The following is a 13,065-nucleotide window of genomic DNA, read 5'->3' on the forward strand; positions in this document are numbered from 1 at the left end:
AAGCCAATCCGGCCGATGTGACCGGAACCTTCGAGATTCGAACGATGGAGACGAAAAAATGCACGCCCGCATGAATCACCCTGTCATGGTCCTGCCCGAGGCCATGAATGTCCTGCAGTCCCTCGGCAGCCTGACCAAGCAGGGCCTGCCGGAAAAGCTTCTGGAACTGGTGCACCTGCGCGCCAGCCAGATCAATGGCTGCAGCGTCTGTGTCGACATGCATCCGAAGATCGCCCGCAAGCTGGGGGAAACCGACGAGCGCCTGTTCGCCGTGTCGGCCTGGCGCGATGCGCCCTATTTCACCGAAGCCGAGCGCGCCGCGCTGGCGCTGACCGAAGCCGTCACGCGCCTCGCCGATCGCGAGGACCCGGTGCCGGACGCGATCTGGAACGAGGCCGCCAAGCATTTCGACGAGCGCGAGTTGGCAACGCTGATCCTCTCGATCGCCGTGATCAACGTCTGGAACCGGCTGAACGCCACGATCAAGATGCCGGTCGGTGTGTGGAAGGTGGCGTGAGGCTCCTTGGCCTCTCCCCGCGCGCGGGGAGAGGCCAAAGAGACGCGCCTAGTCCGCCAAAAAGCTCCTCACCACCTCGCCGTACTCCAGCGGTGCCTGCTCGAACATCCAGTGGCCGGCATTGGGGATCACCGCCGTCTTGGCTCCCGCGATGTGCGCCGCCAGCACGCGCCACATCACCGACAGGCTGCCGGTGGTGGCGCCGCCGCCGATCAGCAGCGTCGGGGTCCTGATCGCCTGCGCATCGCTGAGCGTGAAAGGCCGGCGCTGCTCGTTGATCTGGCCCAGGAATGTGAGTGCGTTGTCGCGCAGCTGTTGCTTGGCCGCGGCCGGCACGCGCCGCCAGGAGCCGTCGCCTTCGATGCCCTCGTAGAAGTTCTGCAGCGCGCCTTCGAGATCGCCGGCGCGGAGCATCTCGACCGAGCGTATCGTCTTCGCCGCCAGCGGCGGGTGCGCGGGCGTACCTTCCGGCACCGGCAGGCTGGCATCGAGATCGCCGCCGGGCTCCGCAAGCACCAGCTTGCGCAGCAGATCGGGCCGCGCCTGCGCGACGCGGAACGCGATATGCCCGCCACGCGAATGGCCCATCAGGTCGATCGGTCCGGGCTGGACCTGCTCGATGAAGGCGATCGTGTCGGCGACGTGCTGCGCCATCTTGTAGTCGTCGCCGACGGCGTCCCAATGCTCGGGAAAGAAATGCCGCAGGCTGACCGAGATCACGCGATGGTTCTTCGAGAGCGGGCCGAGCACCGAATACCAGGTGCGGAAATCCCCGAGCGTGCCGTGCACGCAGACCAGCGGATGGCCCTCGCCAACTTCGAGATAGGCCATATCGTAACCGTTGACGTGAAAGCTCTGCATGATCAGCTCGCCAGAAAGTCGAGAACCAGTTCGGAGTATTTGTGCGGCGCCTGCTCGAACATCGGATGGGTCGCGTTCGGGATGATCGCCGTCTTCGAATAGGGCACATGCGCGGCCAGCGCATGCAGCACCTTGGGCAGCAGGCCCTTGGTCCGCGCGCCCAGGATGAACAGCGTCGGCATCTTGATGGACTCCGCATCCGCCTTGGAGAACGGCGGGCGGTTGTCGCGGACCTGGCCGATCAGCGTGTAGGCATTGTCGCGCAGATTCTGCTTCACCATCGCCGGCAGCCGCGGCCAGGTGCCGGCGCCCTCCAGCGTGTCGACGAAGACGGCGAGGCCGCCATCGACATCGCCGGCCGCGATCTTCTCGGCCGAGGCCGTGAACCGCGCCAGCAGCGGCGAGGGGCCGCCGACATAGTCAGGGTCGAGACTGGCATCGAGTTCGCCGCCGGGCTCGGCCAGGATCAGCCGGCGCAGCAGGTCGGGCCGCCGCTGCGCCACGCGGAAGCAGATGTGCCCGCCGCGAGAATGGCCCATCAAATCGACCGGGCCAAGGTCGAGCTTCTCGATGAAGGCGATGACGTCGTTAACGTGCTGGGCGATCGAATAGGTGTCGCCGACGCCGTCCCATTGCTCCGGGAAGAAGTGCCGCAGGCTGACCGCAATCAGGCGGTGCCGCTGCGTCAGCGGGCCGAGCACGCAGCCCCAGACGCGGAAGTCGTTGAGCGATCCATGCACGCAGACCAGCGGCGGGCGCCCGTTGTCTTCGCCCACGTCGAGATAGGGCATGTCGTATCCGTTGACGTGGAGGCTTTGCATTCTGGTCTCGCGGAAGAGGGACGGAACTCCTGTGCAAGATTCCCGGAAACCGGGTGGATCGCAACTATTTCCAAGCCTAGATTTAGGCCGAGAACACAATGGGGGCCTGCACGGGAAGCAAGCCAGGAACCAAGCCATGACCGACCAGCATTTTGCCCTGTTCGACACCAGGATCGGCCTCTGCGCCATCGCCTGGGGCCCGCGCGGCATCAACGGCACGCAACTGCCGATGGGCGGCGAGCAGAAGATCCGCACCCGCATCACCCAGCGCCATGCCGAGGCCACCGAAGCCGAGCCGACTCCAGAGGTACAGCAGGCGATCGACCGCATGACAAAGCTGCTCGCGGGCGAGCCCGACGACCTCACCGATATCGAGCTCGACCTCGACGGCGTGCCGGAGTTCAACCGCGGCGTCTACGCGATCGCCCGCGCCATCCCGCCCGGCAGGACCGTCACCTATGGCGACATCGCCAAGCAGCTCGGCGGCGTCCAGCTCTCGCGCGACGTCGGCCAGGCGCTCGGCCGCAACCCGTGCCCGATCGTCGTGCCCTGCCACCGCGTGCTGGCGGCCGGCAACAAGCCCGGCGGCTTTTCGGCCAATGGCGGCGTGGTGACGAAGCTGAAGATGCTGGAGATCGAAGGCGCGGTGGTGAACCACACGCCGAGCTTGTTTGATTGATGCTCGGCGTCATGGCCGGGCTTGACCCGGCCATCCACGTCTTCTTCGCGGACAAGAACGTGGATGCCCGGGACAAGCCCGGGCATGACGGTGTTTGGAGCGGCGTTCGCCCTAAATCTTCGCCGTAGTCTTCGGCCAATATTTGTCGCGCAGATGCCGCTTCACCAGCTTGCCCGTGGGCGTGCGCGGCAGCTCGGCTTCGAAATCGATCGAGCGCGGGCACTTGATCGCCGAGAGACGGGTCTTGCAGTAGGCGATGAGATCAGCCTCCAGCTCCTTGCCGGCGCGTGTCATGTCGTGCGGCTGCACCACGGCCTTCACCTCTTCGCCCATCTCCTCGTTCGGCACGCCGAACACGGCGACGTCGGCGACCTCGGGGTGCGTGATCAGCACGTCCTCGGTCTCCTGCGGGTAGATGTTCACGCCGCCCGAGATGATCATGTAGGACTTGCGGTCGGTGAGGAAGAGGAAGCCGTCCTTGTCGAGATAGCCGACGTCGCCGAGCGTCGACCAGCCCTTGGCGTTGTAGGCCTTCTTCGTCTTCTCGGGGTCGTTGTGATAGGTGAAGGCGGGCGCGTCGGCGAAATAGACCGTGCCGATCTCGCCTGTCGGCTGCTCCTCGTCGTTCTCGTCCAGGATCTTGATCTTGCCGACCACGGCGCGGCCGACGCTGCCGCGGTGCTCCAGCCATTGCTGCGAGTTGCAGACGGTGACGCCGTTGCCTTCCGATCCCGCGTAATACTCGATCAGGATCGGCCCCCACCATTCGATCATCTTCGCCTTGACGTCGACCGGGCAGGGCGCGGCGGCGTGGATTGCGCCCTTCAGCGTCGAGACATTGTAACGGTTGCGGACCTCGTCCGGCAGCTTCAGCATGCGCACGAACATGGTCGGCACGAGCTGGGACTGCGTCACCTTGTACGTCTCGACCAGCTTCAAAAATTCCTCGGCGTCGAAATGCTCCATGATAACAGAGGTGCCGCCGAGCACGACCGCCATCATGTTGAAGCGCAAGGGAGCTGCGTGATAGAGCGGCGCCGGCGACAGGTACGTGCTCTCCGCATTCATGCCGCACATGTCGGCACAGAGCACGCGCAGGAACGCGTTCGGCACGTCGATGGCGTTGCCTTCGAACGCCTTCTTGATGCCCTTGGGACGGCCGGTGGTGCCCGACGAATACAGCATGTCGTAGCCGGCGACCTCGTCCGCGATCGGCGTCGTCGGCTGCGCGGCGGCTTCCTTGTCGTAGGAGCGGAAGCCGGGCAGCGGCTCGTCCATCATGTAGAAGATCGGCTCGCCCGGCGCGCCCTTGATCAGGGCCTTGATCTGGTCGGCGCATTTCGGCGTCGTGATCACGACCTTGGCGCCGCAATCGCCGATGATGTAGTCGATCTCGTCCTGCTTCAGATAGCGGCTGATGGCTGTGTAATAGAGCCCGCTGCGTTGCGCCGCCCAGCAGAGTTCCATGAAAGCGAGGCGGTTTTCCATCAGCAACGCGATGTGGTCGCCGGCCTTCAGCCCCAGCGAGCGGAACAGCTGCGCGCCCTGGTTCGAGAGCTCGTCGAGCTCGCGATAGGTGATGGCCTTGCCGGTCCCGGCCATGCGGTAGGCGATCTTGTCGGGCGTGGTCTTGGCGTAGATGGAGGGGTGAGTCATGGCTGAGCTCCCGCAACAAAAAAGGTGTCATCCCGGCCTAGTGCGCAATTGCGCACGGGGGCGGGATCCATAACCACCGAACCAAATTGTTGAAACGCGATGTCGCCCGGCTCGCCCTGACCACAAACTTTTGTGGTTATGGGTCCCGGCTCCCGTGCGCAATTGCGCACTAGGCCGGGACGACACCGTATATGTTCCGACGTCTCGGCTTACAGCCGCTCCACGATCGTCACGTTGGCCATGCCGCCGCCTTCGCACATGGTCTGCAGGCCGTAGCGCTTGCCGCGCTGGTGCAGGGCGTGGACCAGCGTCGTCATCAGCTTGGTGCCGGAGCCGCCGAGCGGATGGCCGAGCGCGATGGCGCCGCCGTTGACGTTGAGACGCGCGGGATCGGCGCCGGTGGTCTTGAGCCAGCCGGTCGGGACCGAAGCGAAGGCTTCGTTGACCTCGAACAGGTCGATGTCGTCGATCTTCATGCCCGCCTTCTCCAGCGCGCGCTTGGTGGCATGCAGCGGGGCATCGAGCATGATCACGGGATCGCCGCCCGTCATGGTCATGTGGTGGATGCGCGCCAGCGGCTTGACGCCGAGCTGCTTGAGGCCCTTCTCGTTCACCACCATGACGCCGGAGGCGCCGTCGCAGATCTGGCTGGCGCTGGCCGCGGTAAGCTTGCCGTTCTCGGCGATCAGCTTGACGCCCTTGATGCCGTCGAGCGTGGCATCAAAGCGGATGCCTTCGTCGATATGGTGGGTGTCCTTGCTGCCGTCGGCGCGGGTGATCTCGAGCGGCACGATCTCCTTCTTGAAGTGGCCGGCCTGCGTCGCCGCGATCGCGCGCTGATGGCTGTTGAAAGAGTATTCGTCGAGATCATCCTTCGACAGGCCGTACTTCTCGGCCATCATCTCGGCGCCGGTGAACTGGCTGAACACGATGTTGGGGTATCTCGCCTCGATGCCGGGGCTCTTGTAGTGGCCAAAACCGTTCTTGGCGGCGAGCTGCGAGGACAGGCCCATAGGCACGCGCGTCATCGACTCGACGCCCGCAGCGATCACGACGTCCATCGCGCCGGACATCACGGCCTGCGCCGCGAAGTGCAGTGCCTGCTGCGAGGAGCCGCACTGACGGTCGATCGAGGTTCCCGGCACGCTCTCCGGCAGCTTCGAGGCCATGATCGCGTTGCGCGCGACGTTGTTCGACTGCTCACCGACCTGCATCACGCAGCCCATGATCACGTCCTCGACCAGGGCGGGATCGACCTTGGTGCGGTCGACCAGTTCGTCCAGCACCTTCGCGGCGAGATCGGCCGGATGCCAGCCGGCGAGGCGGCCCCCCTTGCGCCCGCCGGCGGTACGCGCAGCGGCGACGATGTAAGCCTCGGCCATTTCGGTCTCTCCCATGATTGTTCTGAAGTTGTCGGGGCGGATTTAAGGGACGGGATATCGTTTAGTCAATCGATCAATTAACTCTTGTGATGAGGCGCTGCTTGGGCTTATCTGCGCCCGCTTCATGCGGCCAAACAGGGATTTCCGTGGCTACCAGCGTACCGACCAGACTCCCCAGCGGAAAAAATTCCACGGCAGAGAAATTGCTCGTGGCCGCGAGCGAGTTGATGATCGAACGCTCCTCGATCGAGATCTCGCTGTCCGACATCGCCCAGAAGTCTGGCGCCAATGCCGCGCTGGTCAAATATCATTTCGGGAACAAGGACGGCCTCCTGCTGGCGCTGCTCGCGCGCGATGCGGCGACCGAGATGTCCAATCTCGAATATCTGCTGGCGCAGCCGATCACCTCGACGGCGAAGCTGAAGCTGCACATCGCCGGCATCATCCGCGCCTATCACCGGTTCCCCTATATGAACCGGCTGATCCATTATCTCCTGCACGAAACCAGCGCCGGCTCCGCTGACGAAGTCTCGAAGTTCTTCGTCGCGCCGCTCTTGGATTTCCACCGCCGCCTGCTCGCAGAAGGCGTCAGCCGCGGCGAATTCCGCAAGACCGATCCGGTGCTGTTCTACACAAGCCTGATCGGTGCCTGCGATCATCTGTTCTTCGGCCGGCACGCGATGTCCCGCGCGACCGGCGTCGGCCCGGTCACCGATGAAGTCTGCCGGCAATACATCAAGCACATGGAAACGCTGATCTGCGGCGGCATCCTCACGCAAGCCGGGGAAGCCATCGCGGCCGGATAATCCGGCCATCACTCTCAAAGTCTAGAGAAGAAACGCCCAAGGAAAGGTGCCTGTCATGGAATTGAAAGACGTAGCCGTTCTCATCACCGGTGGTGGTTCGGGCCTCGGTGAGGCCACCGCCCGCGCCATGGCGGCCAAGGGCGCCAAGATCGGCGTGATCGACCAGAACAAGGAGAACGCGGAGAAGGTCGCCGCCGAGGTGAAGGGCGTCGCGCTGCATGCCGACGTCACCAGCGAGGAGCAGATCAAGGCGGCGATCGCCAAGGCGGAAGCCGCGCATGGCGTGGCCCGCGTGCTGATGAACTGCGCCGGCATCGGCGGCTCGCAGCGCATCGTCGGCCGCGACGGCGTCTATCCGCTCGAGAAGTTCGCGCGCATCATCAATGTCAACCTGATCGGCACCTTCAACTGCCTGCGTCTGTTCGCCGAGCGCCTCGTCACCATCGAGCCGGTCGGAGAAGAGCGCGGCGTCATCATCAACACCGCGTCGGTTGCCGCCTATGAAGGCCAGATCGGCCAGATCGCCTATTCGGCGTCGAAGGGCGGCGTCGTCGGCCTGACCCTGCCGGCCGCGCGCGACCTCTCCAGCCAGAAGATCCGCGTCAACACCATCGCGCCCGGCTTGTTCTTCACGCCGCTGCTGATGGGGCTCAACGAAGAAGCCCGCAAGAGCCTGGGGGCCCAGGTGCCGCATCCCTCGCGCCTCGGCGACGCCAAGGAATACGGCGCGCTCGCCGTGCACATCGTCGAGAACGCGATGCTCAACGGCGAGACCATCCGTCTCGACGGCGCCATCCGCATGGCGCCGCGGTAAAGCTCTTCTTCCCTTCTCCCCTTGTGGGAGAAGGTGGCGCGAAGCGCCGGATGAGGGGTTTGCATCCGCGATCTCATTTGTGGAGACAGACCCCTCACCCAAGCGAGTTCTTGGTCAGCGACGTACATGCCCTCTCCCACGAGGGGAGAGGGCGCAATAGCCGCCACTTGAAGAGCGGATGCAGGAGCGCCCCATGTCCCAACCGCTGCTGATCGAGCACGACGACGGCGTCGACCGGGTGACGCTCAATCGTCCCGACAGTCTCAACGCGCTCGATCCCGCGCTGATCGACGCGCTCAATGTCTATTTCCAGGGCCTGCAGCGCAACCGCGACACGCGCGTGGTCGTGCTCAGGGGTGCCGGCAAGAATTTCTGTGCCGGCCTCGATCTCAAGGCGGCGATGGCGCGCCGTGCGGGTCAGCAGGAGCCGCCCGGCGTCACGGAGTCGCTGGACTCGCAGCGCCGCATCGCCGACATCGTGATGCTGATGCGTCGGTGTCCGCAACCGATCCTGTCGCTGGTGCAGGGCGCGGCGGCCGGTGGCGGATTTGCGCTGGCGCTCGCCTCCGACATCCGCATCGCGACGAAATCGGCGCGCATGAACTGCGCCTTCATCAAGCTTGGCCTCGGCGGCTGCGACATCGGCACCAGCTATTTCCTGCCACGCCTCGTCGGCGTCTCCGTGGCCTCCGAACTGATCCTCACCGGGCGCTTCATCAATGCCGAGCGCGCACTGGCGGTTGGCCTCGTCTCCGAGGTTGTCGACGAAGACAAGCTCGATGCGGCGGCCGAACCTTATGTCGACGCGATGATGACGGCCTCTCCCGTCGGGCTGCGGCTGTCGAAGGAATGTCTCAACATGAGCGTCGATGCGGGATCGCTGGAAGCTGCGATCGCGATGGAGGACCGCAATCAGGTCCTGTGCAGCCGCTCCGAGGAATTTTCGGAGGGCATCAGGGCCTTCCTTGAGAAGCGAAAGCCTGTCTATATCAGGCGCTGAACACGAAGATCCGCAAAGGACAAAAAATTCCGGGAGACGCAAAATGAGTGGGAGCGCGGCGGCAGTCATGACGAAGCCCGCCTTTCGCAAGGTCGAGTGGCTCGCGCGCGACATCGACGTCGAGCGCCGTGCCGACGGCACGGTGGTGCTGAAGTCACGCATTCCGCTGCAAGCCTACGAGACGCACATCCCGGCGTCGCTGGCGAAATGGGCGAAGGAAGCGCCCGAGCGCACTTGGCTCGCACAGCGCGGCGGTCCAAACCGCGAATGGCGCAAGGTCTCCTATGGTGAAGCCAAGCGCACCGTGGACGCGCTGACGCAAGGCTTGCTCAATCTCGGACTCGACGGACGCCCGGTCACGATCCTCTCCGGCAACTCGATCGAGCACGCGCTGATGACGCAGGCCGCGATGCAGGCGCGTTCGCCCGCCGCACCGGTGTCGCCGGCCTACTCGTTGATGAGCCACGATCACGTCAAGCTGAAATATCTGTTCGACCTGATCAAGCCGGCCGTGGTGATGGTGCAGGACGGCCCGACCTTCGAGAAGGCGCTGAAGGCGCTCGATCTCACCGGTGTCACCGTGGTTCACGTCACGCGACCCTGCGACGGTATCGAGAGCGTCAGCTTCGCCGAGCTCGCGGCGACGCCGGTGACGAAGGACGTCGAAGCATCGATTGCAAAGATCACGCCCGACACCGTCGGCAAGCTGCTGTTCACGTCGGGCTCGACCGGCATGCCCAAGGCCGTCATCAACACGCAGGCGATGATGTGCGCCAATGCGGCGATGATGATGCAGGTCCGGCCGCGCTCGCCTGATGGTCCCATCTCGACCATGCTGGACTGGATGCCGTGGAACCACACCATGGGCGGCAATGCGGCGTTCCATCCCGTCCTGGTCGACGGCGGCACGCTCTATATCGACGACGGCCGGCCGATGCCGGGCCAGTTCGAGGAGACGCTGCGGAACCTGCACGAGATCTCGCCGACCTATTACGCCAACGTGCCCGCCGGCTATGCCGCGCTCGCGGCTGCGATGGAGAAGGACGACGCGCTGTGCCGCTCGTTCTTCAAGAATCTGTCGATCATGGCCTATGGCGGCGCGCGGCTGCCGGACGATCTCTACGATCGCATGCAGGCGCTGGCGGTGAAGACCACGGGCGAGCGCATCGTCTTCTACACCGGCTGGGGCTCGACCGAGACCGCACCAACCTCGACCGGCACCTATTGGGACACCGAGCGCGTCGGCCTGATCGGCCTGCCGTTCCCCGGTGTCGAGCTGAAGATGGTGCCGTGCGGTTCGAAATACGAGCTGCGCCTGCGCGGCGTCAACGTCACGCCGGGCTATTTCGGTCAGCCTGATTTGACGAAGAAGATGTTCGACGAGGAAGGTTTCTATTGCATCGGCGATGCCGGCATCTTCGTCGACGATGCCGATCCGGTGAAGGGCATCATCTTCGCCGGACGTGTGGTCGAGGACTTCAAGCTCACCACCGGCACCTTCGTCCATGTCGGCTCGCTTCGCACCGATACGATCGCAGCCGCGACGCCCGTCGTGCATGACGCGCTGGTCGCGGGGCAGGACCGCGCCTTCATCGGCCTGTTGGCGTGGCCCAATCTGCACGCGTGCCGCCAGCTCGTCGGCGATCCCGATCTGAGTTTCGAGGACGCCGTGAAGCACCCCGAGGTGCTCGCCTGCTTCAGGCGCGGGCTGGAAACCCACAACCGGGAGTGCGAGGGCGCCAGCAGCCGCATCATCGCGCGCGCCATGCTGATGGTTGAGCCGCCCTCGATCGACGGTAACGAGCTCACCGACAAGGGCTACATCAACCAGCGCGCCGGCCTTGAACGCCGTGCGGCGCTGGTGGAGCGGCTCTATGCCGACAGGCCGGATCAGGATGTGATCGTGCTGCGATGAACACCGTAGGATGGGTAGAGCGCAGCGAAACCCATCGTCCCTCGTCAGACAATTGATGGGTATCGCTTCGCTCCACCCATCCTACAGAACAGCAATAAACAAAGGTAGCCCGCCATGAACTTCGATTTCTCCGACGACCAGAAGCAGCTCCGCGACCAGGCGCGCAAATTCCTCGCTGAAAAATGCTCGCCCAAGGCGGTCCGCGTCGTGCTCGACGGCAAGGCGCCTTACGACAAGGAGCTGTGGAAGGGGCTTGCCGAGATGGGTTTCCTTGGCGTCGCGATCCCCGAGGAATTCGGCGGCGCCGGCGCCGGTCATCTCGAGCTCTGCGTGATCGCGGAGGAAATGGGCCGCGCCAACGCGCCGGTGCCGTTCTCCTCGACCGTCTATCTTGCCGCCGAAGCGCTGCTGATCGCCGGCAGCGAGGCGCAGAAGAAGAAATGGCTGCCGGCCATCGCCTCGGGCGAAGCCATCGGCACGCTGGCGCTGTTCGAGGGCAAGGGCAATCCGTCGCCGAAGAACGTCAAGCTCACCGCCGCGAACGGCGTGCTCAACGGCGTCAAGAAGCCGATCGCAGATGGTGCCGTCGCCGACTTCGCGGTGGTTGCGGCACGCACCGGATCGAGCGGGCGCGACAGCGACATCTCGCTGTTCCTGGTCGACCTCAAGGCTGGCGGCGTCGAGGTGAAGAGCCTCACCAATCTCGATCCGACCCGCGGACAGGCCGAGATCACCTTCAAGGACGCGAAGGCCGAGCCGCTCGGTGCGGCCGGCGAAGGCTGGAGCATTTTGTCTCAGGTGCTCGACCGCGCCGCGGTGCTGTGCGCCTTCGAACAGGTCGGCGGCTCCGACCGGGCGCTGGAGATGGGCCGCGACTACGCGCTCGATCGCATCGCCTTCGGCCGTCAGATCGGTTCGTTCCAGGCGGTGAAGCACATGCTCGCCGACATGTATGTCTCGGCGACGCTGGCGCGCTCCAACAGCTATTACGGCGCCTGGGCGCTCTCGACCAACGCAGCCGAATTGCCGGAGGCGGCCGCCGCCGCGCGCATCAGCGCGACGCAGGCGTTCCAGCACTGCGCCAAGAACAACATCCAGGTTCACGGCGGCATGGGCTTCACCTGGGAGTTCGACTGCCACATGTACTACCGCCGCGCCAATGCGATGGCGCTCGGCCTCGGCAGCCTGTCCTATTGGGAAGACCAGCTGATCGACCGCATGCGGAAGAAGAACGCGGCGTGATGACAGGTGCGTAGGATGGGTAGAGCGAAGCGAAACCCATCGCCCGACAACGAATGAAAGAGATGGGTTTCGCTGCGCTCTACCCATCCTACGAGATGACCCGCGCGGCCGAGAGATGAGACCATGAACTTCGACGACACCCCGCAGGAAGCCGAATTCCGCAGCCTAGCCCGCGCCTGGATCGGCGCCAACGCTCCGAAGCAATACGAGGAGGAGCTGCGCAAATCGTCGCTTGGCCGCACCGTGCTCAAGAACGCCAACATTCTCGAGGTCGCAAAGGCCTGGCAGAAGAAGAAGGCCGATGCCGGCTGGGCCTGCCTGCACTGGCCGAAGGAGTATGGCGGGCGCGGCTCGTCGCCGATCGAGCGCGTGATCTGGCAGCAGGAGGAGGGGCCGTTCGGCCAGCTCTCCCGCATGTTCATCATCGGCCACGGCATGTGCGGGCCGACAATGATGGCGTTCGCGCGCGAGGAGCATAAGCGCACGTATTTGCCGCCGCTCGCCTCCGGCGAGAAGGTCTGGTGCCAGCTGTTCTCCGAGCCGGCCGGCGGCTCCGACGTTGCGGGTCTGCGCACGCGTGCGGAAAAGGATGGCGACGACTGGATCATCAACGGCCAGAAGATCTGGACCTCGGGCGCGCATTATTCGGACTACGGCATCCTGCTCACCCGCACCGATCCGACCGTGCCCAAGCACAAGGGTCTCACCATGTTCTTCCTGGACATGAAGAGCCCCGGGGTCGAGGTGCGGCCGATCAAGCAGGCGAGCGGCGCCTCGGACTTCAACGAGGTCTACTTCACCAATGTGCGCATTCCCGACCATCAGCGCCTCGGCGAGGTCGGCGACGGCTGGAACGTCTCGCTGACCACGCTGATGAACGAGCGCAGCGCGATCGGCGCGGCCGTCTCGACCGGTTTCCCGGAGTTGTTCGAATATTGCTCCAGCCTGATGCTCGACGACGGTCCGGCGATCGAGGATCGCGCGGTGCGCTCGAAGCTCGCGAACTGGGCGGTGAAGGCGAGTGGGCTGAAATACACCAGCATGCGCGCGATCTCCGCACTGTCGCGGGGCGAGCGGCCGGGGCCGGAGAACTCCATCGGCAAGCTGGTGGCGGGCTCCATGATCCAGGACGTCGCGACCTACGCGCTCGATCTGCAAGGGGCCGCCGGCGTCGTCAGCGGTCCAGAGGATGCCGAGCTCGCGGGCCGCTTCCAGGCGATGCTGCTGCGCGCGCCGGGCACGCGCGTCGAAGGCGGAACCGACGAGATCATGCGCAACATCATCGCCGAGCGGGTGCTGGGCCTGCCGGGCGATATCCGTGTGGACAAGGACGTGCCGTTCAACAAGATCCCGACGAAGGGAAGATGAGCTC

12 protein-coding genes are annotated in these 13,065 nt (G+C 64.8%); 8 read left to right on the forward strand and 4 right to left on the reverse strand.

Features of this window, described 5'->3' with window-relative positions; genetic code table 11:
• Positions 1-58: 58 nt before the first annotated feature.
• Positions 59-517, forward strand: a complete 459-nt coding sequence (locus A7X65_RS17540) for a carboxymuconolactone decarboxylase family protein (RefSeq protein WP_063686863.1) — start codon at positions 59-61, stop codon at positions 515-517.
• Between the two features lie 48 nt (positions 518-565).
• Here the strand turns inward: A7X65_RS17540 and A7X65_RS17545 are convergent, their stop codons facing one another.
• Both A7X65_RS17545 and A7X65_RS17550 read right to left on the reverse strand, forming a co-directional pair.
• Positions 566-1,378: an alpha/beta fold hydrolase gene (locus tag A7X65_RS17545; RefSeq protein ID WP_063686865.1), complete on the reverse strand. Its 813-nt coding sequence runs from the start codon at positions 1,376-1,378 to the stop codon at positions 566-568.
• Between the two features lie 2 nt (positions 1,379-1,380).
• Positions 1,381-2,199: an alpha/beta fold hydrolase gene (locus tag A7X65_RS17550; protein WP_063686867.1), complete on the reverse strand. Its 819-nt coding sequence runs from the start codon at positions 2,197-2,199 to the stop codon at positions 1,381-1,383.
• Positions 2,200-2,335: 136 nt separating this feature from the next.
• Here A7X65_RS17550 and A7X65_RS17555 point away from each other — a divergent pair, with 136 nt between their 5' ends.
• Positions 2,336-2,878, forward strand: coding sequence for a methylated-DNA--[protein]-cysteine S-methyltransferase (locus A7X65_RS17555; RefSeq protein ID WP_063686869.1), 543 nt, complete (start codon positions 2,336-2,338; stop codon positions 2,876-2,878).
• A 111-nt stretch (positions 2,879-2,989) separates the two neighbouring features.
• On the opposite strand, the gene A7X65_RS17560 is transcribed toward A7X65_RS17555, so the two are convergent.
• Positions 2,990-4,534 carry an acyl-CoA synthetase gene (locus tag A7X65_RS17560; protein WP_063686872.1) on the reverse strand — a complete coding sequence of 515 codons (1,545 nt, stop codon included), beginning with the start codon at positions 4,532-4,534 and terminating at the stop codon, positions 2,990-2,992.
• A gap of 209 nt (positions 4,535-4,743) precedes the next feature.
• Positions 4,744-5,916: an acetyl-CoA C-acetyltransferase gene (locus A7X65_RS17565; RefSeq protein ID WP_063686874.1), complete on the reverse strand. Its 1,173-nt coding sequence runs from the start codon at positions 5,914-5,916 to the stop codon at positions 4,744-4,746.
• Positions 5,917-6,143: 227 nt separating this feature from the next.
• Between A7X65_RS17565 and A7X65_RS17570 the strand changes: the two genes are divergently transcribed.
• The 6 genes from A7X65_RS17570 to A7X65_RS17595 all read left to right on the forward strand — a co-directional run bounded on the left by A7X65_RS17570 (position 6,144) and on the right by A7X65_RS17595 (position 13,061).
• Positions 6,144-6,722 carry a TetR family transcriptional regulator gene (locus tag A7X65_RS17570; RefSeq protein WP_232994712.1) on the forward strand — a complete coding sequence of 193 codons (579 nt, stop codon included), beginning with the start codon at positions 6,144-6,146 and terminating at the stop codon, positions 6,720-6,722.
• Positions 6,723-6,777: 55 nt separating this feature from the next.
• Positions 6,778-7,536: an SDR family NAD(P)-dependent oxidoreductase gene (locus A7X65_RS17575; protein ID WP_063686878.1), complete on the forward strand. Its 759-nt coding sequence runs from the start codon at positions 6,778-6,780 to the stop codon at positions 7,534-7,536.
• Positions 7,537-7,729: 193 nt separating this feature from the next.
• Positions 7,730-8,536, forward strand: a complete 807-nt coding sequence (locus A7X65_RS17580) for an enoyl-CoA hydratase/isomerase family protein (RefSeq protein WP_063687762.1) — start codon at positions 7,730-7,732, stop codon at positions 8,534-8,536.
• Between the two features lie 43 nt (positions 8,537-8,579).
• The gene (locus tag A7X65_RS17585) at positions 8,580-10,451 is read left to right on the forward strand and encodes an AMP-binding protein (RefSeq protein WP_063686880.1); all 1,872 of its coding nucleotides are present in this window, start codon (positions 8,580-8,582) and stop codon (positions 10,449-10,451) included.
• Positions 10,452-10,565: 114 nt separating this feature from the next.
• Positions 10,566-11,693, forward strand: coding sequence for an acyl-CoA dehydrogenase family protein (locus tag A7X65_RS17590; protein ID WP_063686882.1), 1,128 nt, complete (start codon positions 10,566-10,568; stop codon positions 11,691-11,693).
• A 123-nt stretch (positions 11,694-11,816) separates the two neighbouring features.
• On the forward strand, positions 11,817-13,061 hold the full coding sequence (locus A7X65_RS17595; protein ID WP_063686884.1) for an acyl-CoA dehydrogenase: 1,245 nt from the start codon (positions 11,817-11,819) through the stop codon (positions 13,059-13,061).
• The last annotated feature ends 4 nt before the right edge of the window (positions 13,062-13,065 follow it).

Origin of the sequence: Bradyrhizobium stylosanthis, assembly GCF_001641335.1 — a bacterium.
Taxonomy (GTDB): Bacteria; Pseudomonadota; Alphaproteobacteria; order Rhizobiales; family Xanthobacteraceae; genus Bradyrhizobium; species Bradyrhizobium stylosanthis.